Origin of the sequence: Dactylosporangium sp. CA-092794 (genome assembly GCF_050948465.1) — a bacterium.
Classification (GTDB): domain Bacteria; phylum Actinomycetota; class Actinomycetes; order Mycobacteriales; family Micromonosporaceae; genus Dactylosporangium.
This window is the reverse complement of sequence record NZ_CP192044.1, coordinates 4,458,300-4,478,192: the sequence shown is the minus strand read 5'-3', so window position 1 is coordinate 4,478,192 and position 19,893 is coordinate 4,458,300. Positions and strand designations below refer to the sequence as shown.

At 74.9% G+C, this 19,893-nt stretch carries 14 protein-coding genes; 7 read left to right on the top strand and 7 right to left on the bottom strand.

Annotated features, from left to right (window positions below):
* Positions 1 to 12 precede the first annotated feature (12 nt).
* Positions 13 to 1,047 carry a methyltransferase gene (locus ACQPXD_RS19280; RefSeq protein WP_432840328.1) on the bottom strand — a complete coding sequence of 345 codons (1,035 nt, stop codon included), beginning with the start codon at positions 1,045 to 1,047 and terminating at the stop codon, positions 13 to 15.
* Between the two features lie 4 nt (positions 1,048 to 1,051).
* Positions 1,052 to 2,746 carry an FAD-dependent monooxygenase gene (locus ACQPXD_RS19275; protein ID WP_432840326.1) on the bottom strand — a complete coding sequence of 565 codons (1,695 nt, stop codon included), beginning with the start codon at positions 2,744 to 2,746 and terminating at the stop codon, positions 1,052 to 1,054.
* 189 nt (positions 2,747 to 2,935) lie between these two features.
* Between ACQPXD_RS19275 and ACQPXD_RS19270 the strand changes: the two genes are divergently transcribed.
* From ACQPXD_RS19270 to ACQPXD_RS19250, 5 genes are all read left to right on the top strand, one after another.
* Positions 2,936 to 4,201 (top strand): nucleotide disphospho-sugar-binding domain-containing protein, encoded by a 1,266-nt coding sequence (locus ACQPXD_RS19270; RefSeq protein ID WP_432840324.1) that lies wholly within the window; start codon positions 2,936 to 2,938, stop codon positions 4,199 to 4,201.
* Complete coding sequence (locus ACQPXD_RS19265) at positions 4,198 to 5,370, top strand: acyl-CoA dehydrogenase family protein (protein ID WP_432840322.1); 1,173 nt, start codon at positions 4,198 to 4,200, stop codon at positions 5,368 to 5,370. Before ACQPXD_RS19270 ends, ACQPXD_RS19265 begins: the two co-directional genes overlap by 4 nt.
* Positions 5,363 to 6,418: a methyltransferase gene (locus tag ACQPXD_RS19260; protein ID WP_432840320.1), complete on the top strand. Its 1,056-nt coding sequence runs from the start codon at positions 5,363 to 5,365 to the stop codon at positions 6,416 to 6,418. The genes ACQPXD_RS19265 and ACQPXD_RS19260 overlap by 8 nt, the downstream gene beginning before the upstream one ends.
* A 39-nt stretch (positions 6,419 to 6,457) precedes the next feature.
* Positions 6,458 to 7,393: a putative sugar O-methyltransferase gene (locus tag ACQPXD_RS19255; protein WP_432840318.1), complete on the top strand. Its 936-nt coding sequence runs from the start codon at positions 6,458 to 6,460 to the stop codon at positions 7,391 to 7,393.
* Positions 7,394 to 7,542: 149 nt separating this feature from the next.
* On the top strand, positions 7,543 to 8,757 hold the full coding sequence (locus ACQPXD_RS19250) for a ricin-type beta-trefoil lectin domain protein (protein ID WP_432840316.1): 1,215 nt from the start codon (positions 7,543 to 7,545) through the stop codon (positions 8,755 to 8,757).
* Positions 8,758 to 8,819: 62 nt separating this feature from the next.
* On the opposite strand, the gene ACQPXD_RS19245 is transcribed toward ACQPXD_RS19250, so the two are convergent.
* The gene (locus ACQPXD_RS19245; RefSeq protein ID WP_432840314.1) at positions 8,820 to 9,395 is read right to left on the bottom strand and encodes a TetR/AcrR family transcriptional regulator; all 576 of its coding nucleotides are present in this window, start codon (positions 9,393 to 9,395) and stop codon (positions 8,820 to 8,822) included.
* A gap of 92 nt (positions 9,396 to 9,487) precedes the next feature.
* Between ACQPXD_RS19245 and ACQPXD_RS19240 the strand changes: the two genes are divergently transcribed.
* Complete coding sequence (locus ACQPXD_RS19240; RefSeq protein WP_432840312.1) at positions 9,488 to 10,696, top strand: alpha/beta hydrolase family protein; 1,209 nt, start codon at positions 9,488 to 9,490, stop codon at positions 10,694 to 10,696.
* Positions 10,697 to 10,702: 6 nt separating this feature from the next.
* On the opposite strand, the gene ACQPXD_RS19235 is transcribed toward ACQPXD_RS19240, so the two are convergent.
* Together ACQPXD_RS19235 and ACQPXD_RS19230 are read right to left on the bottom strand one after the other, a co-directional pair.
* Positions 10,703 to 13,120, bottom strand: coding sequence for an ATP-binding protein (locus tag ACQPXD_RS19235; RefSeq protein WP_432840310.1), 2,418 nt, complete (start codon positions 13,118 to 13,120; stop codon positions 10,703 to 10,705).
* Between the two features lie 164 nt (positions 13,121 to 13,284).
* Positions 13,285 to 14,028, bottom strand: coding sequence for an FkbM family methyltransferase (locus ACQPXD_RS19230; RefSeq protein ID WP_432840308.1), 744 nt, complete (start codon positions 14,026 to 14,028; stop codon positions 13,285 to 13,287).
* A 183-nt stretch (positions 14,029 to 14,211) separates the two neighbouring features.
* Between ACQPXD_RS19230 and ACQPXD_RS19225 the strand changes: the two genes are divergently transcribed.
* A complete protein-coding gene (locus ACQPXD_RS19225) occupies positions 14,212 to 15,039 on the top strand; it encodes an AfsR/SARP family transcriptional regulator (protein WP_432840306.1) in 828 nt (275 codons plus the stop codon).
* Here ACQPXD_RS19225 and ACQPXD_RS19220 read toward each other — a convergent pair.
* Together ACQPXD_RS19220 and ACQPXD_RS19215 are read right to left on the bottom strand one after the other, a co-directional pair.
* A complete protein-coding gene (locus tag ACQPXD_RS19220; RefSeq protein WP_432840304.1) occupies positions 14,985 to 16,304 on the bottom strand; it encodes an MATE family efflux transporter in 1,320 nt (439 codons plus the stop codon). The genes ACQPXD_RS19225 and ACQPXD_RS19220 overlap by 55 nt on opposite strands.
* The gene (locus ACQPXD_RS19215) at positions 16,301 to 19,885 is read right to left on the bottom strand and encodes an SDR family NAD(P)-dependent oxidoreductase (RefSeq protein WP_432840302.1); all 3,585 of its coding nucleotides are present in this window, start codon (positions 19,883 to 19,885) and stop codon (positions 16,301 to 16,303) included. Before ACQPXD_RS19215 ends, ACQPXD_RS19220 begins: the two co-directional genes overlap by 4 nt.
* Positions 19,886 to 19,893: the final 8 nt, after the last annotated feature.

The window sequence follows — 19,893 nt, the reverse complement described above, 5'->3', positions numbered from 1 at the left end:
TCGTGTCCGCGGTCACCGCACGACCGCCTCGATGAGGTGCACCATGCTCGGTGTCGCGGTGACGCCGGCCGGGCGCAGGCCGCACCGCTCGAACAGCGCGGCGAAGTCGTCACGGGTGCGCTCCTTGCCACCCATGTTGAGCAGCATGAGCAGGTCGATCACCGCGGCGATGCCGGGCTCGGGGCTCGCGTCGACGAGCTGCTCGACCACGACGACCCGCGCGCCGGAGGGCGCGCTTCGGGCGATCGCGCTCAGCGCGGCGGCGGCCTGGTCGTCGTCCCACATGTGCAGCACGTGCTTGAGCAGGTAGAGATCGGCCACGAAAGGCACCTCCGCCCGGCAGTCACCGCCGACGATCCGGCACCGGCCGGCCAGCCCGCCGCCGGGTCGCAGCGCGGCCTCCGCCCCGGCCACGACGGACGGCAGATCCATCAGGACGCCGGACAGCCGCTGGTGGCGTTCGAGCAGGTGACGCAGCACCAGGCCGTGGCCGCCGCCGATGTCGGCGACGGTCCGGACGTCCGCGACGTCGAGGGTGTCGGCGACCGCCCGGCCGGTGATCACGCTCCCGTTCGTCATCGCACGGTTGAACACCGCCGCCGCGTCTGGCGCGTCCTCGCTCAGGTAGCGGAACTGGTCCTTGCCGTAGATCGCCGGGAACACCGCCTTGCCGGTGCGCACGGCATCACCGAGCCGCGGCCACACCTCCCACGCCCAGGGCATGCCGGCCAGCAGCACCATGTCGCGCCGGCTGCCCGGGGCGTCGGTGCGCAGCAGCCGGGACAGCTCGGTGTGGGCGTACCGGTGCTGACCCGCGTCGCGGAAGACACCGTGGTGTGCCAGCGCCCGCATGAGCCGGTGCAGCACGCCCTCGTCGGCGCCGACCGCTCGGGCCAGGTCGGCCACCGGCACCGGCTGTTCGCCGAGGCTGTCCGCGATGCCGAGCTGTGCCGCGGCCTGCACCGCCGCCGCGACGCCGAGGCTGTTGGCGAGCTCGTGCAGTCGCATCGCCGCCCGGGCGTTCGGGCGCTGTTCGACGTCCGCCATGCGATCACTCTCCAGACCGTTGTGGGGCGGCCCGTACGGCCGCGCCGGTCACGCTGTCACCGGCCGGTCGAGGCGGGGTCGACGCCGGTGCGACGCGGCCGAGCAGACCGGCCAGGGCGCCGGCGAGCGCGGTGGTCGGCGCGGCGGCACGCCAGCCGACGAACCCGTCGGGCCGCACCAGCACGCCGCCCGCCGGGCCGGTGCGGTAGCGGGCCTCCCACTGCGCCCACGCGGGCCGGAAGTCCCGGCCGGCGCGCAGCACGGCGACCGGGACGCCCAGGGCGGCGGCGGCGAGCCGTGCCGGCTCGTCCCAGCCCGCGCCCTGCGCGCCGGCCAGCAGCGTGAACCGATTGCCCAGCAGGTCCAGGATCGATGCCGCCGCGGAGTCGCCGACGAGCGGCACGTGGGGCACCCGGGTGCCCGGCTGGGCCGCCAGCGCCGCCGGCGGGCGGGCCACCGGCGCCTCGGCGGTGTCGCTCAGCACCGCGTCCGAGCGGTACTCGTAGCCGACCGCCGCGGCCAGCGGATCGATGGTGAGCTCGGTGCCCCGGGTGCGCTGCCGCTGGCGCTGCAGGCAGCACGCCGCGGTGAGGTCCGCGACCGGCCGCCGTTCCTGCTCGTAGCTGTCCAGCAGGCCCGGGCCGGCGCTGCCGTCGAGCGTCGCGGCGAGCTTCCACGCCAGGTTGTGCGCGTCCTGGATGCCGGTGTTGGCGCCGAGCCCACCGGCCGGGGGCACCACATGCGCGGCGTCGCCGCACAGGAACACCCGGCCGGCGCGGTACCGGTCGGCCACCCAGGCGGCCAGCTCCCACGTGTGCACCAGCCGTCCGTCGCCGGGATAGGCGGGCATGAGCTCCACCGCCACGTCGTCCGCGCCGATCGCGGCCCGGACCAGCTCCACGCAGCGCTCCGGGGTGAACGACGGCCCGGTCTCGCCCTCGGCCCGCCGGAACGGGACCATGAGCGTCCAGCGGTCGCCCCGGTCGAGGCGGGCCAGCAGGGTCTGCGGGTACGGGCGGTCGACGTAGCACAGCGCGAGCCGCCGGCCGCGCAGCGGTCCGGACAGGTCGGCCCGGAACGCGATGTTCGCCATCTCGGCGAGCCGGCCCTCGCCGTGCACGCCGATGCCCAGCGCCTCCCGCACCCCCGACCGGTGCCCGTCCGCCGCGACCATGAACCGCGCGCGGACCTCGTACGGCCCGCCGCCGCCCCGGTCGACCACCGTCGCCCGCACCCCGTCGGCGTCCTGGGCGAACCGGACCAGCTCGTGGTGCAGCCGGACGTCCACGCCCCGCCGCCGCAGCTCCCGCAGCAGGATCGGTTCCACCTCGCTCTGGTCGATCAGCAGCGGGCCGCACGGGCTGAGCCCGGCGGTGCTCGACTCGGGCGCCCGGGTCGACTGCGCGAACCGCACCGCGTTCAGGGTTTCCGCGCGCACGCTCCCGGGCCAGTCGCGAAACACCGACGGCGGCGCGTCACGCAGGCGGCGCTCCAGGCCGAGGCCGCGGAACAGCTCCATCGTGCGCAACGTCAGCATCCGTCCCCGGGGCAGCAGCGAGGTGCCTTGATGACGCTCGACGACCACCGCCGGCACGCCGTGCGAGTGCAGAAACAGCGCGGCGGACAGGCCGACGACGCCGCCGCCCACGACGAGGACCGGCACCCGTGCCGTCGAGCCACCGGGCGTTGTCCCAACCATTCGTACCGCCTCCCGTCACCGCGGCCGGGCCGGCCGCCGCCACCGACACCGTGCCGAGCGGCGCTCGAGCGGCGCTCGATCCGGGCGGCCGCGGCGTCGGCCCGCGCTCCAGCACCGCTCCGGCGGCCGTCGAGCCCGGCCCGCCAGCATCGGCACGCAGCTGTGGCCGCCGACGACGAGGTGGAAGACATGCGAGTGCTACTGACGACATGGGCCTGGCCATCGCACCTGTACCCGATGGTGCCGCTCGGCTGGGCGCTGCAGGCCGCGGGGCACGAGGTGCGCGTCGCGGTGGCGCCCGGCCTCACCGAGACCGCCGACGCCGCCGGGCTCTGCGCCGTGCCGCTGGCCGAAGAACCGGATCTCACCGCCACCGGGGCCGTCGCCGGACTGCGGTCCTGGCACGTCCAGCCCCGCTGGACCTGCGACTGGCACGGCCGGCCGCACCTGCTCACCAGCGAGCAGCGGGAGATGTACGAAGCGCTCGGGGAGAAGCAGATCCGGACCGCCGAGGCGATGGTCGACGGGCTGGTCGGCTACGCCCGATCGTGGGGTCCCGACCTCATCGTGCACGACGCGATCACCTTCGCGGCGCAGGTGGCGGGCGCGGTGACGGACGTGCCGACGGTCGGCACCCTGTGGGGCAACATCGCCGTCCCGCGGCACGAGCGGAACCTGTTCACCGGCGAACCGGTCGAAGGCTACCGGCGGCTGTTCGAGCGCTTCGGCGTCCCGCCCCGCCCCGACCCGGTCGCCTGGATCGACCCGTGCCCGCCGCGGATGCGGCTGCCCTCCGCCGAGCCGCGGCTGGACTGCCGGTACGTGCCCTACAACGGCCGGGGCGGGGTGCCGCCGTGGCTGCGCGACCCGCCCGAGGCGACCGGCCTGCCGCGGATCTGCGTCACCTGGGGGATCACCGCGGGGCGCACCAAGGCCAGCGCGGTGCCCGATGTCTTCGACGACGTCGTCGCGGCCGTCGCCGCCCTCGCGCGGGACATCGAGATCGAGGTGGTCTTCGCGGTCGCGCCCGCGCAGCTGGACCGGCTCGGCGCGCTGCCGCCCCGGACCCGGGTCGCGTCGTCGCTGCCGCTGCACCTGCTGCTGCCCAGCTGCAGCGCCATCGTCCATCAGGGCGGCGGCGGCACCACGATGACGGCGCTGGCCAGCGGCACGCCGCAGCTGGTGATCTCGCCGCGGCCCGAGCAGATGATGACCGGCGACCGGCTCGAGCAGCTCGGCGCCGGCCGGCATCTGGTCCGCATCGAGCTGGCCGGCGAGCCGCGGACCGCGGCCGAGACGATCCGCGCGGCCCTGTTCGATCTGCTGAACCGGCCTTCGTACCGGGAGAACGCCGAACGGCTGCGGGCCGACATACTGGACCTGCCGACCCCGGCGGACCTGGTACCGGAGCTGGTGAAGGTGGCCGGACGGGCGCCGAGCGGGGTGGCGCGGTGACCGCCACCACGCCCGCGGTGGGCAGCACCGCCGTCGCCGGCCGTCCGTCCGGTGCGCCGCCGGCCGGCGCCGCCCGGCTGGCGGCGCTGGCCGGCGGCCACGCCGCCGACGCCGACCGCCGCCGACGCCTGTCCTCCGCGGTGGTGGACGAGCTGCTCGCCACGGGGTTCGCCCGCCACCTGGTCCCGGCCCGGTGGGGCGGCACGGCCGGCACCTTCGCCGACCTGCTCACCGCCGTCACGCTGGTCGGCGAGGGCTGCGCCGCGACCGCGTGGAACGCCGCCGTGCTCGCCATCGTCGGCCGGATGACCGCGCACCTGCCGGCAGAGGGCCAGCACGACATCTGGAACGCGTCCCCCGACGTCCCGCTGGCGGGCTCCATCCCGCCGGCCGGGCGCGTCGAGGCCGTACCGGGCGGCTGGCGGCTCAGCGGGCAGTGGGGCTTCGCGACGGGCGTGGACTACGCGCAGTGGACCATGCTGGGCGCGCTCGCCCCGGCCGCCGACCGCCCCGAGTACCGCTTCTTCCTGCTGCCGCGGCCGGACTACCGGGTCGTCGACACCTGGTTCACCGTCGGGCTGCGCGGCACCGGCAGCCGGTCGGTGGCCGTGGACGACGCGTTCGTGCCGGCGCACCGGTCCTTCTCCCACAAGGCCTTGATGGCCGGGACCGGCACCGGATCCGACGCCCGGTGCCATCGGGTGCCGTTCAAGCTGGTCAACGGCATCACGTTCGCGGCACCGGTGCTCGGCACGTCCCGGGCGGCCCTGCGGCACTGGACCGCCCGCATGGCGGCGAAGACGGACGTCGGCGGCGGCCGGGCCCGCGACAGCGCCGTTGTCCAGCAGGCCCTGGCCCGGAGCGCGGGCGAGGTCGACGCGGCACAGCTGCTGCTGGAGCGCGCCGCGGCGGTCGCCGACGCCGGCGCCTGGGGCGACGCGGAGCAGGTTCGCTCGCCCCGGGACTTCGCCATCGCCACGGAGCTCCTGGCCGACGCCGTCGACCGGCTCTTCCGGGTCGGCGGCGTGCGTGGACAGCACGAGAACGATCCGGTGCAGCGCGCCTGGCGAGATGTCAACTCCGCCGCCGGGCACGTGGTACTGCAGTTCGGCCCGCCCGCCGGCGCCTTCGCCGCCCACCTTCTGGATGGAGAGTCACGCAATGGCTGAACAGCGATCGGTCGACGCCATGGTCCCCGGTGCCGGCGCGGACCTCTCGCCCAGGCTCCGCCTGATGCTGCTCGCCAACGGCCAGCGGATGACGGCGATGGTCCACGTCCTCGCCACCCTCAAGATCGCCGACGAGCTGGCCGCCGGCCCCCGGCCGGTCACCGAACTGGCCGCCGCCACCGGCTGCCACGCCCCGGCCCTGTTCCGGATCCTGCGCTGCGCCGCGATGATCGGCGTCTTCGTCGAGGTGGAGTCCGAGGTGTTCGGCCTCACCCCGATCGCCGAGGGTCTGCGCTGCGACGTGCCGGACTCGGTGCGCGACGCGGTGCTGCTGGACGCCTCCGAGATGTTCACCAAGGCGTACTCCGCGCTGGGCCACAGCGTGCGCACCGGCGGCCCGGCGTTCGACACCGTCTTCGGCAAGACCTTCTGGGATCATTTGCACGACAACCCGGAGCACGAGGCGGTCTTCGACGACGCCATCACCGCGGCCAGCCGCCGGATCGGCGGCATCTACCTGCGGCGCTACGACTTCGGCTCGCCGCGGCGGATCGCGGACATCGGGGGCGGGCACGGCGACTTCCTGGCCGCGTTGCTCCAGCGCCTGCCGGAGAGCACCGGCGTGCTGTTCGACCGGCCGTCGGTGGTGCGGCGCGCCCCGGCGCTGCTCGCGGAGCGGGGCGTCACGGACCGGGTCGAGCTCGTCGGCGGCAGCTTCCTCACCGACGACCTGCCGGCCGGGTGCGACCTCTACGTGCTCAAGGCGGTGCTGCACGACTGGCCCGACGACGATGCCGCCACCATCCTGCGGCGGGTCCGCGCGGCGATCGGCCCGGCGCCGGCCCGCCTGATGATCCTCGAGCAGGTCGTCGCGCCGCTGAACACCTGGGATCCGGCGAAGTTCCTCGACCTGGACATGCTGACCGTGATGGGCGGCCGCGAGCGCAACCTCATCGAGTGGCGGAGGCTGACCGCGGACTGCGGGTTCCGGCTGACGAACACGCCGGTCTCCGGCGACTGGGCGGTCATCGAATGCACGGCCGCCTGACCCCGCGGTTCGCCGCCGCGAACGGATGAAGGGACGCAGATGACACACGAGTTTCAGGCCAGCCCGCAGTGGGAGCTGATCTCCAAGGAGTGGGTCAACGAGGACGCATCCCTCGACCTGACCAACTTCAAGTCCGATCAGCGCAACTACAACATCTCGCTGTGGAACCCCACCGCGAACGGCATCCGGTACCTCAAGACCCTGCTCTACAGCCTCGCCCTGAACCTCGGCCCGCTGGAGTGGGCCAAGCTCAGCCGGATCAACGGGCGCGAACTGGGCGACCCGCTCACGGTCCGGCACCGGGGAGAAGAGCTGTGCATGGACTATCTGCAGGCGGTCCTGGAGCTCGGCTTCATCGAGCGGCACGTCGAGCTGGCCGGTAGCCGCGTCCTCGAGATCGGCGCCGGTTACGGCCGCACCTGCCATACCCTGCTGTCCAATCACGACGTCGCCGAGTACTGCATCGTGGACCTGACCAACACCCTGCGGCTGAGCCGCAGCTACCTCGGCAAGGTGCTGGACGGCACGCAGTTCGCCAAGCTGAGGTTCGTGGACGTCGAGGACATCGCCGAGCTGAGCGGAGCCGCCCCCTTCGACCTGTGCATCAACATCCACTCGTTCACCGAGATGACCCCTTCGACCGTCCGGGCCTATCTCGACCTCATCGACCGGACGTGCCGCGCCTTCTACGTGAAGAACCCCGTCGGAAAGTTCATCGACAAGCGGCTCGACGGCCACTTCAAGGGTGACGACGCGGTCCGGATCGCGCTGCAGACGGGGCCGCTGCGGCAGGTTCTGGACATCTTCGACAGCCAGGCGGTCGACGCGGCGGTGCCCGGCTTCATCGAGGCGTACCGGCCGGGCGCGGACTGGACCTGCCGCGGGCAGGGGCAGGCGGTGCCCTGGAGCTACTTCAGGCAAGCCGTCTACGCCAACGGCCGGACCCAGGCCGCCACCGGTACCGCTGGGCCTTGATTCAAGTCCCGTATTGACGGCGCGCCATGGCAGACATAGCCTGCGATAGATCTGTTAAGTAACCTCACAGATCCCTTGGCGCCCGGCCCTTCCGCCCGAGGGTCCGCGGGGGCGCCTTGCCCAGAGGGGACCCGCAGGGAGGTATGCAGGTGCGAAGACTCAAATCGTTGGCCTCCGCCGCGCTGCTCGCGACGGTCGTCGCGACCGGCCTGGCGGTCGTGTCGGGACCGGGCGTCGCGCAGGCGGCGGTCGTGTGGAACGAGGACTTCAGCGGAGCGTCGGGGCAAGGGGTCGACTCGTCGAAGTGGAACTTCGACACCGGTGGTGGCGGCTTCGGCAACTCGGAGCTCGAGTACTACAACAGCGGCACCAGCAACGTCTACCAGGACGGCCAGGGTCACCTGGTGATCGAGGCGCGCCGGGAGAGCGGCGGGCACAGCTGCTGGTACGGCACCTGCCAGTGGACCTCCGGCCGGATCCAGACGGCCGGCAAGTTCACCCAGCTGTACGGCCACATCGAGGCCCGCATCCAGGTCCCGAAGGGCAACGGCCTCTGGCCGGCCTTCTGGATGCTCGGCGGCAGCAACTGGCCGGGCGACGGTGAGATCGACATCATGGAGAACGTCGGTCGCGACCCGAACACCGTCTACGGCACGATCCACGGCCCGGGCTACTCCGGCGGCAACGCGGTGGGCGGCACCCGCAACATCGGCCAGCCGCTGGGCAACGCCTACCACAACTTCGCGGTCGACTGGTCGCCGAACCTCATCATCTGGACGATCGACGGCTCGGAGTACTTCCGCGCCACCCCGTCCAGCACCCGCGGCAACCCGTGGGTGTACGACCACCCGTTCTTCATCATCATGAACCTCGCGGTCGGCGGGAGCTTCCCGGGCAGCCCGGACGGCAGCACGCCGTCGGTCAACCGCATGCTCGTCGACTACGTGCACGTCAGCACGACCTCGACCCCGCCGACCGGCGGAACGAACGCGCTGCGCGGCACCGAGAGCGGCCGCTGCATCGACGTGCCCGCCGCCAACCCGGCGGACGGGTCCCGGCTGCAGGTCTACGACTGCAACGGCACGGCGGCGCAGCAGTGGACGATCGGCTCGGACGGCACCGTCCGCGCCCTGGGCAAGTGCATGGACGCCGCCGCGGCCGGCACCGCCAACGGCACGGCCGTGCAGCTGTACACGTGCAACGGCACCGCCGCCCAGCAGTTCACCCTCTCCGCCGCCGGCGACCTGGTGAACACCAACGCCAACAAGTGCGTCGACGTGGCCGGCCACGGCACCGCGAACGGCTCGCAGCTGCAGCTGTGGACCTGCACCGGCGCCGGGAACCAGAAGTGGACCAAGGTCTGACCGCCCGCCGCTGACGACCTCCTCGTCCCCGCGCCGATGGCCCGGCGCGGGGACGAGGCCGTTCACGCGGCGCAGGCCCGGTCGACGAGCGTGTCGAGGTAGTCGCCGGTGATGCCGCCGATGCCGAACAGCACCCGGATGTAGAGCGGCGAAAGGATCAGGTCGACCACGTCGGTGATCGCGGGCGTCGTTTCGCCGCGCTCCCGGGCCCGGTCCAGCATCGCCTGCAGCTCCTGCGCGCGCTGGTTCAGGGCCCGGTCGCGGGCCGCCTGGCCGGCCTGCCCGGCGGTGGTCGCGGCGCTGACGGCGCGCAGCATCGCCAGGCCGGCCGGCCCCTGGATGTCGGCGGCGAGCTTGGCCGCGAAGGCGCGCAGGTCCCCGCGCGCGGTGCCGGTGTCGGGCATCGGCGACTCGGCGCTGACCGTCTCGGCCACGACGTCCACCAGGAGCGCCTCGAGGTTGCCCCAGCGCCGGTAGATGCTCGTGTCGGCGACGCCGGCGCGCTGGGCGACGTCGACGACGGTGAAGTTGGCGTAGCCGCGCTCGGCGATCAGTTCGGCGGCGGCCTGGTGCACCGCCTGCCGGACGCGAGCGCTGCGCCCGCCGGTGCGCCGGGCCCGCGGCGCGTCGCCTTCCATGGCACACACCTTAACGCAGTCGGCGTTTGCGATAAGCCGACCCGCGGCGTAGGGTCACTAACGCCGAAATTGTCTGCGTTAAGGAGCGCACCGTGCGTCCGATCCTGTTCCCCGACCACCCGCAGTTCTGGTTCGAGACCCTGCGCAGCCTCGGCCACACCGCCTACGGCCTCGCCGACATCGGCGAGGTCGTGGTCACCTCGCAGGCCATCACCGCCGGCGACTACGACAGCTGGCACGACGAGTGGCTGGCCACCGCCGACCGGGTCGCGGCCGAGGCCGATCGCGCCGCCGCGGCCGGCCACCGGATCAGCGCGCGCGACGGCTACCTGCGCGCCTCGAACTACTACCGGTCCGCCGAGTTCTTCCTGCACGGCCGGGCCGGCGACCCGCGCATTCTGCACGCCTACGAGCGCAGCGTCGAGTGCTTCCGCGCCGCGGCCGGGCTGAGCACGCCGGCGATCGAGCCGGTCGAGATCCCCTACGAGGGGACCCTGCTGCCGGGGTACTTCTACCGGGCCGGCGAAACGGGCGAGCGGCGCCCCACCGTCGTGATGTGCAACGGCTTCGACGGCACGGTCGAGGAGATGTATGTCTACGCGGTCGCCGCGGTCGAGCGCGGCTACCACGTGCTGGCCTTCGACGGCCCCGGCCAGCCGGGCACCCGGCACAAGCAGGGCCTCGTGTTCCGGCCCGACTGGGAAACGGTGGTCGGCCCGGTCATCGACTACGCGCTGACCCGCGACGAGGTCGACCCGGACCGTATCGCGCTGCTCGGCGCCAGCATGGGCGGCGTCCTCATGCCCCGCGCCGCCGCGTTCGAGCCCCGGGCCGCCGCGCTCATCGCCGTCGACGGCCTCTTCGACCTCGGCGACATCGTCACGTCCGGGATCCCCGGCGACCGCGACGCCGCCGAGGCCCGGCTGCGCGCGCCGCACGACCCCGAGTTCGACGCCGAGATCGAGCGGCTGATGGCGGCCAGCGGCACCATGCGATGGGCCATGGAGCAGGGCATGTACGCGTTCCGCGTGGCCACGCCCCGGCAGTTCTGCGCCGCCTACCTCGACTACCACCTGCACGACGGCGTCGCCGAGCGGATCGGCTGCCCGACGCTCGTCTGCGCCGGCGAGGACGACCTGTTCTTCCAGGGCCAGCCGGAGCTGCTGTTCGACCACCTCACCTGCGACAAGACGCTGCTGCCGTTCACCACGGCCGAGGGCGCGGGGGCACACTGCCAGGCCGGCGGCCAGCGGCTGGCGTACGCCCGGATCTACGACTGGCTCGCCACCGCGCTCGCGTGAAACGTTTCACGACAACGGCGGTGCGTCCAGGTCGGCGCAGCGTTCGGCGGCGAGGCGCAGCAGGGCCCGCGCCTCGTCCGCGGCCGGGGTGAGCCCGGCCAGCGCGTGCAAGGCCTGTGCCTCGCCCCGCGGGCTGCCCAGCCGCGCGTAGAGCTCCGCGGCCCGGCGCAGCCGGTCGCGGGCCTGGTCCGCCCGGCCCAGCTCGCGCAGTGCGATGCCCTCCCCGAAGGCGGCGTGCGCCTCGCCGAGGACCCCGGAGCCGGCGGAGAGCCCGGCGGCCTGCGCGTAGGCCTCGGCGGCGGCCGCCCAGCGGCCCAGCCCGGCGAGGTCCTGCGCGATGTAGCGCAGCATCGCGGCGCTGCAGACCGCCACGCCGGCCGCGGTCAGGCCGCTGTCGCGGCGGTAGAACCGCAGCACCGCCCGGTGCGCTTCCAGCGCGCCGGCGTGGTCGCCCAGGGCGCCCAGGACGCTGGCCAGCGCGCCGAGCGCGTAGTGCTCGCCCAGGCCGTGGCCGAGCTCGCGGAACTGCTCGAGGGCCTGCCGGGCCAGCGGCACGGCGGGCCCGGGCCGGCCGAGCAGTCCGTGCATCATGGCGGCGTAGCCGCGGGCCCACGCCTGCTCCAGCCGGTCGCCGCACCGCAGGGCGAGCGCGAGCGCCCGCTCGTGGCTGTGCAGGGCCTGCTCGTGGCGCTGGCCGAGGTAGCCCAGCGCCCAGCCGAGGAAGTTGAGCAGGACCGCCTGCTCGGCGACCCGGCCGGTGGCCTCGGCCGAGGCGGCGCCGATCCGGAACACCTCGTCCCAGGGGTGGCCGTGCGCCAGGTCGGAGTACCAGTGCAGGGCGATCGCGGTGCGCACCACGTCGTCGTGCCGGCCGAGGGCGGCGGCGTCGCGCAGCGCGGCGGTCCAGTTCGGCGCCTCGGCGGTCAGCCAGGCGCGGGCCTCGGTGTCCGCACCGGCCGGCCGCGGCGGCCCGGCGACGGCCGGCAGGAACACCGCGCCCGCCTCGGCCGTGCGCCGCAGCAGCCAGGTCACCATCCGCTCGCGGGCGGCCGCCGCCCGCGCCGGCGTCTCGTCGGCGGCGAGGCGCTCCTGGGCGTAGAGGCCGATGAGGTCGTGGAAGCGGTACCGCTCGCCGCTGGACAGCAGCAGGCCGGTGTCGACGATCTCCTCGACGGTGCGCCGGGCCTCGGGGACGGTGACTCCGGCCAGCGCCGCGGCGAGCTCGGCCCCGAACGTGTCGCCGGGCACCAGTGCGCCCAGCCGGAACAGCTGCCGCGCGGCCGGGGTGAGCTGCTGGTAGGACACCTCGAAGGCGGCCCGGACGTCGAGGTCGCCCGCGGTGAGCCCGGCCAGCCGGTGGCGCTGGTCGCCGAGCTGCCCGACGAGCTGCTCGATCCGCCAGCCGGGGCGGCTGGCCAGCCGGTTGCCGGCGATGCGCAGGGCCAGCGGCAGCCGGCCGCACAGGGCGACCAGCCGGTCGACCTGCTCGGCCTCCCGCGCGGCGCGGGCGGCGCCGACGATCGTGCGCATCATGGCGCGGGCCGCGTCGGGCGGCAGCTCGGCCAGGGCGATGCGGTGCACCGCCTCCAGCCCGGAGAGCGGCCGGCGGCTGGTGACCAGCACGAGGCACTGCTGGCCGGCCGGCAGCAGCGGCCGGACCTGGGCCTCGTCGGCGGCGTTGTCGAGCAGGACGAGCAGGCGGCGCCGGCGGGTGACGGTGCGGTAGAGCCCGGCGCGCTCGCTGGGCCGGGCCGGAATCCGCTCGTCGTCGACGCCCAGCGAGCGCAGGAAGCCGCCGAGCACGTCGTGCGGGTCGCGGCGGTCGTCGGCGGGGCCGCGCAGGTCGACGAAGAGCTGGCCGTCGGGGAAGTCGGCGCCGAAGCGGTGCCCGGCCGCGACGGCCAGGCTGGTCTTGCCGGTGCCGGGCGGCCCGTGCAGCGAGACCAGCGACGTGCCGCCGAGCCGCCCGGCGCGCGCCTGCACGGCGAACGCGCGCAGGGCGGCCAGCTCGGCGGACCGGCCGGTCAGGTCGGCCACGGCCGCGGGCAGCTCGGCGGGCCCGCGCCACGGCAGGGCGGCGAGGCCGGGCTGGGCCGGCTCGGCGGGCGGCGACGGAAACCCGGCATGCGCGGCCGGGGCGGCGCGCGGCCCGGCGGCGACCACGCGGCGCAGCCGCCCGACCCGCGCGGCGACGAGGAACCGGTTGCGCTCGGCGTCCGACCAGCCGAGCGCGTCGGCGAGGATGCCGACCGTGCGCTGCTGGGGCGAGCTGACCCGGCCGCGCTCCATCTCGCGGATGGCGCGCACGCTGAGGGCGGTCAGCTCGGCCAGCGCCTCCTGGGTGAGACCCCGGGCCCGCCGCGACGCGGCCAGCAGCGCGCCGAATTCCCGGTGATCTTCCGGAATGTTTCGCTCGGCGTGCATCGCCATCGGCCACCCCCTGGTCCCGTGCTCCTGGGCGCAGCCTATGCGAAACACGTACGTCATGGGAGCGTGCCCACGCCACCACCGATTGATCTCCGTCACCGCCGTTCACCCGCAAGTTTCCGAAAATTTCCACCGTTGATCACCGTCGAGTATGACGCACATCACATCGAACGCCGCGCATGCACGAGGTACGTCCGCACCGCCGGCGGGATCATCGGCGACGGCCCGCACGAGACCGTGAAACCCTGGCCGCGCAGCAGATCGCACACCGCGGCCAGCCGCCCGCCGAGATCCTGCACCTCGAGCGTGACCTGCCTGACGAGCGGCCACTGCTCGGCGTCCACACCGCGCAGCACGTCGAGCTCGGCGCCCTCCACGTCGATCTTCAGCAGGTCGACCGGGCGGCCGGCGGGCAGGAACGACGAGAGCCGCTCGACCGCCACGGCGACCGGGTAGCCGGTGAGCTCCCGGTGGACGGCCTCCGGCGGCTCGATGCGGGACATGACCGAGCGCTGCAGCTCCTTCTCGTGCGGGTAGCGGGTCGAGTTGCCCGGCAGCAGCGGGTAGTACGTGAACTCGGCCTTCTCCTCGCTGCGCTCCCCCAGCGCGCACTCCTCGATCGCGACGCCGGCCAGGCCGTGCGCGCGGACGTTGCGCCGCAGGGCGTCCAGCGTCTCGGGCATGGGCTCGAACGCGAGCACCCGGACCGACGGGAAGGCGCGGATGATGAAGTACGAGAACAGCCCGATGTTCGCGCCCACGTCGACGACGAACGCGCGCTCGGGCAGCGCCACGTCGGCGTAGCAGCCGTGCTCGAAGATCTCCGCGTACTGCCAGCGCGCCTCCTTCTCGCTCGTCGTCCAGAACGACGCCGCCGGTCCCAGCCGGTACCTGCCGATGGGCATGACGCACCTCCAAGTGCGTGGGTGGAGCGGGGAATGCCGGAACTGTATGGCCGCGACCCGGCCCGGCACCCGGCAGAGCGACCGGCACCTTGGAGTTACCGCCGTAACTGCCTGGCAACACGCCGGTTCCCCCGGTGTGCTGAAGCGGGACCAAGGGGGCACGAAGCATTGGGGAGCGACCACATGTCCGCACGTCCAGCACCGCCGCACCCGGTGACGGTCCGCCTGCTCGGGCCGATCGAGGTCGCGATCGGCGACCGGCCGCTCGAGCTGGGCCACGCCCGGCAGCGCAGCGTCCTGGCCGTCCTCGCGGTCGAGGCGAACCGGGTGGTGTCCCGGGCGCAGCTCGCCGACCGGGTGTGGGGCGATCGCGCGCCGGCCTCGGTGACGAACCTGCTCTACGGCTACCTCGGCCGGCTGCGCGCGCTGCTCGAACCGACCGGCGGGGCGGTGAGCATCCAGCGGCGCACCGGCGGCTACCGGCTGGCCGTCGAGGAGGACGCCGTCGACCTGCTGCGCTTCCGGCGGCTGGCGGCCCGGGCCCGGGCCGCGGGCGGCGGCGCCGACGCGGCCGGGCTGTGGGAGCAGGCCCTCGCCGTCTGGTCCGGCGAACCGTTCAGCGGCGCCGCCGACGGGTGGCTGGCCGGGGTGCGCCGCCGCCTCGCCGACGAGCGGCGCGCGGCCATCCTCGACGCCAACGAGCACCTGCTGGACCGCGGCGGCCACGACGCGCTGCTCGGCCCGCTGCGGGAGCTGGCCGCCGAGCACCCCTACGACGAGCGGGTCGCCGCGCAGCTCGCCACGGCCCTGCACCACTGCGGCCGCTCGGCGGAGGCGCTGGCCGTGCTGGCCCGCATCCGGCGCCGCCTCGCCACGGAGTTCGGCCTCGGCGCCGGGCCCGCCCTGCGCGAGCTGGAGCGGCGCATCCTGCGCGAGCGGAGCCCGGCCGCCCCCGCCTACTCCGCGGCGGCCACCGCCGGCGCGGGCGCGCGCACCACGAGCGCGGTGTAGGCCGCGCCGACCGCCCAGCTCACCACGACCGCCCACAGGATGCCGTCCACGCCGTGCCAGCGGCCCAGCAGGTACGTCAGCGGCAGCCGTACCGCCACGAAGGAAACGACGGTGCAGACCAGCGGCGGCCCGGTGCGGCCCAGCCCGATCAGCCAGCCGTGCGTCACCACCATCGCGGTGTAGAGCACGAAGAACGGGTAGGCGACGACGATGTACCGGGCGATCACCGCCTGGGTGGCGCCGTCGCCGCCGAACGCCGCCGCCACGGCCGAGGGCCGCACCAGCAGGGCGGCCGTGACGGCGGCGGTCAGCGCCACGGTCAGCCACAGCGTGCGGCGCAGCCCGTCGCCGACCCGGTCCGCCCGGCCGGCGCCGTGGTTCTGGGCGACGAACACGGTCAGCGCCCCGGACAGGTTCGCGAACAGCAGGCCGGTGAACAGCTCCAGCCGGGCCACCACCGTCACCGCGGCCAGGGCGACCGTGCCGTAGCGGGCGACGATGAGCACCAGCACCAGCACTCCGAGCCCGATCAGCGCCTGCTGCCCGGCCAGCGGCAGGCCGAGGCCCAGCGCCGCGCGCAGCTCGGCGCCGACCCCGCCGGGCTCCGCCGCGCCCGCGGCCGGCCAGCGGCGGCGCAGCTGGGCCAGGCCGGCCGCGAGCCCGAACAGGTTGGCCACGCCGGTGGCCGCCGCCGCGCCGGTCACGCCCCAGCCCAGCGGCCCGACGAACCACCACGCCAGGGCCGCGTTGAGGACGCTGGTCAGCACCGTCACCCGCAGCGCCGACCGGGCGTCGCCCAGCCCGCGCTGGGCGGCGGTGACCGCGCCCAGGCCGAAGACGGCCGGCAGGCCCGCCGCGAGCACCAGCAGGAACCGCCGCGCCCCGGCCGCCACCGCGCCCTCGACGCCGAGCAGGTGCAGCACCGGCCCGGTGAGCGCGACGGTCAGCAGCAGGCACGCGGCCGACCAGCCGGCGGTGACCGCGGCGAGCGCCCCGGCCGCGGCCCGGCCGGGGCCGGCCCCCGCGCCGAGCCGGCCCCCGAGCCGCACCGAGAACGCCGTCGCCGCGCCGAAGAACACCCCTGTCATCAGCGCGAACAGCGGCTGGCCGGCGCCGACCGCGGCGAGCCCGGTGACACCCGTGTACCGGCCGACGATGACGCTGTCGACCAGCAGGTACCCCTGCTGCGCGAGGTTCGCCGCGCCGAGCGGGAGGCCGAACCTGACGATGGCGGTCAGGACCGGCCCCCGGGTCAGGTCGCTCACCCCGCGGCGAGCTGCGGCTGGGCCGCCGCCGGCAGGCCGTAGGTGTCGTCGATGAACCGCGCGATCCCGGCCACGGTCCGCTCGGTGAGCAGGTCGACCGCGTCGAACGGCTGCTCGATGCAGGCGCTGATGTTCGCCGCGACGGTGAGCGCGGTGATCGAGTCGGCGCCCATGTCGCGCAGGTCGGCCTCCACGTCGACGCGCGGCACGCCGAAGGCGTGCGCCACGCACCGCCCGACCAGCCGCTCCAGGTCGCTGTAGCGGCCGTCGGGCCGGCCGTCGAGCTCGACGTCGACGGCCTCGATCGCCGCGCGGGTGCGCTGCACGGCCAGCCGGGACCGGGCCTCCGACTCGGCCAGCCCGGCGGCGAGCTTCTCCCGGATCGCGGGCTCGAGGACCACCGGGGCCACCAGGATGGCGTGCGTCAGCTCGTTGCCGTAGTTGATCTCGCCGGCGAGGAACCGCCGCCGGGTCGAGCGCAGCCCGTCGTCCAGCAGCGCGACGCCCTGCGCGGTGGGGATGGACTTGAACGACAGGTCGTCGTTGACGTTGTGCTCGACCGCCATGCCGGCCTCCCGCCACGACACCCAGTCGATGGCCAGCACGTGGCAGCGCGGATCGGGGTTGGCGGTGGCGAGGTTGTCGAGGTAGAAGTTGGCGGCCGCGTAGGCGGCCTGGCCCAGCGCCGGCATGGTGGCCGCGACCGAGGACAGGTGCAGCACGAAGTCGGGCCGGTCGCCGGCGGTGAGCCGGTCGAGCAGGAACGCGCCGCGCAGCTTGCCCCGCAGTACCGACTCGAACTCGGCCACGTCGTAGTCGACGATCGGGCTGATGCCGGCCACCCCCGCGGCGTGGACCACGCCGTCGAGCCGCCCGTGCCGCTCGCGGATCCGCTCGAGCACGGCCGCGATCGCGCGCTCGTCGCCGGCGTCGGCGGCCACCACCGTGACGGTCGCCCCGAGCGCCTCGATCTCCCGCACGGCCCGGATCCGCCCGGCGACGGCCGAGCCGGGCCCGTCTGCCTCCACCGCCTCCCAGCGCTCGCGCTCCGGCAGGCCGGAGCGGCTGGTCAGCACGAGGTTGATGCCCGGCTCGACGGCGGCGAAGTGCCTCGCCGCCGCCAGTCCGATCGCTCCGGTACCGCCGGTGACCAGGTAGGTGCCGCCGGGGCGCAGGTAGGGCCGGCGCTCCGGCTCGGTGGCGATCTCGGGCAGCTCCGCGAAGCGCTCGTGGTAGCGGTACCCGCCGCGCAGCAGGTGCACGCCTGGGTCGGTGCACAGCAGCTCGTCGCGCAGCCGCTCGGCGGGCACGTCCACGTCGGTGTCGACCACCCGGACGGTGAGGTACGGGTACTCCCGCCCGATCGAGCGCGCCAGCCCCACCAGCGCACCGTTCTCGGCGACCACCCCGGGCTCGGCCGCCACCGCGGCGACCGCGCGGCGGGTGAGCACGGTCAGGGTGAGCCGGGCACCGGCCGACATCAGCCCCTTGGCCAGCATGAGCAGCGACGACAGGTTCTTGTGCAGCCGCACGTCCAGGCCCGCGGCGTCGCGCACCGGGCCGGACTCGAAGGCCAGCGCGTGCACGACGTGGAGGTAGTCGCCCTCGATGGCGAGGTCGGCGACCCGCTCCAGGTCCGCCTCGTCGAGCCGGAAGCCGTCCGCCGCGCCCAGCCGCACGAACGCGGCCTGCGGCAGCGCCGCGGCGAGGACCGGCTCGGCGCCGGTGGCGGGGTCGACCAGCGCGAGCACGCTCGCCCCGGCGGCCGCCCCGGTGGCGTCGGGCGCGGGCCCGGCCAGCGCGAAGCCGACGTCGTGGGTCACCGGGTGGCGGGTCGCGGCCACGCCGCCGCGGCCGGTGGCGGCCCAGTCCGCCGGGAAGTCGATCCAGCAGCGCTGCTCCTCGAAGGAGTACCCGGGCAGCCACACGGTCCGCGCGCCCTGCCCGGCGTAGGGGGCGAGCAGGTCGGCCTCGGCGCCAGCGAGGTAGGCCCGGCCGAGCTCCCCCGGGTCGCCGGTGGGGCCGCCCTCCGCCGCGGCGGCCAGCCCAGCGCGCAGGTCGGCGAGGTCGCGCACGGGGAACGCGATGCGGTGCGGATGCCCGGAGCGGGACCGGTTCGCGCTGTAGCACACGTCGCGCACGGTCACGCCGGGCGCCAGGCCGGCGCCGAGCAGGTCGAGGTACCGCCCGATCAGCCGGCGCAGCGCCGGTTCGCCGCGCGCGCTCAGCGTGAACAGCCACGGCCCCGGCCCGGCGGGTCGCGGCGGCTCGACGTGCTCCTCCAGCACCACGTGCGCGTTGGTGCCGCCGAGCCCGAAGGCGCTGACCGCGGCCCGGCGGGGCGCGTCGCCCGCCGTCCACGGCTCGGCGGTCTCCGGCACGTAGACCGGGCCGGTGTCGAAGTCCAGCAGCGGGTTGAGGGTGGTGCGGCCGGCCAGCGGCGGCAGCTGCCGGTGCCGCAGCGTCAGCGCCGCCTTGATCAGGCCCAGCACCCCGGAGCCCTCGAAGAGGTGCCCGGCGTTGGCCTTGACGGTGCCGATCGCGCAGCCGCGCACCGCGTCGGTGTGCGCGCGGAAGGCCCGGGTCAGCCCGTCGAGCTCGATCGGGTCGCCGATGCGGGTGGCGGTGCCGTGCGCCTCCAGATAGCCGATGCTGTCGGGGGCGACGCCGGCGTCGGCCCAGGCGGCCAGCAGCAGCCGGGCCTGCGCGGCCGGGTCCGGCGCGGTCATGCTGTCGGAGCGGCCGTCGTGGTTGACGGCGCTGCCCTTGATCACGGCGTACACCTGGTCGCCGTCGGCCAGCGCCCGGTCGAGCCGCTTGAGCACGACGACGCCGGAGCCCTCGCCGTAGCCGGTGCCGTCGGCGGCCTCGCCGAAGGTGCGGGTCATGCCGTCGGAGGACTCGATGCCGATGCGGGTGTTGGGGTGCTTCACCGGCATCATCACCACCCGGGTACCGGCCGCGACGGCCAGGTCGCAGTCGCCGGCCAGCAGCGCGTTGGCGGCCAGGTGCACCGCCACCAGCGACGCCGAGCACGCGCTGTCCACGACCAGGCTGGGCCCGTGCAGGTCGAGCAGGTACGACAGCCGGTTGGCCAGCATCGTGGGGATGTTCCCGGTGAGCCCGAGCTGGGTGAGGCCCGGGTCGATGCGGGCGCAGTACTCCAGGTACGAGGAGCCGGGGTTGGCGGCGAACCCGACGAACACGCCGGTGCGGGTGCCGGCGACCCGGGCACCCGTGTAGCCGGCGTCCTCCAGCGCGAGGTACATCGTGCGCAGGATCAGCCGCTGGTGCGGGTCGGTGACCGCGGCCTGCCGGGGGGTCATGCCGAAGAACTCGGGGTCGAACCGGTCGATGTGGTCGAGGTACGCGCCCGGGTAGAACTCGACCCGGTCGGTGCCCCAGTCGCCGACCGCCGACTGCCGCTGGTACGCCACGTACTCCTCGACGTCGGCGCGCCGCTGCGCCGGGAACGGCCGGGTGAGGGTCCGGCCGGTGCGGACGATGTCCCAGAAGGCGTGGATGTCCCGCGCCTGCGGTACCTCGACCGACATGCCGATGATCGCGATGTCTTTCGCCATTGCCTACC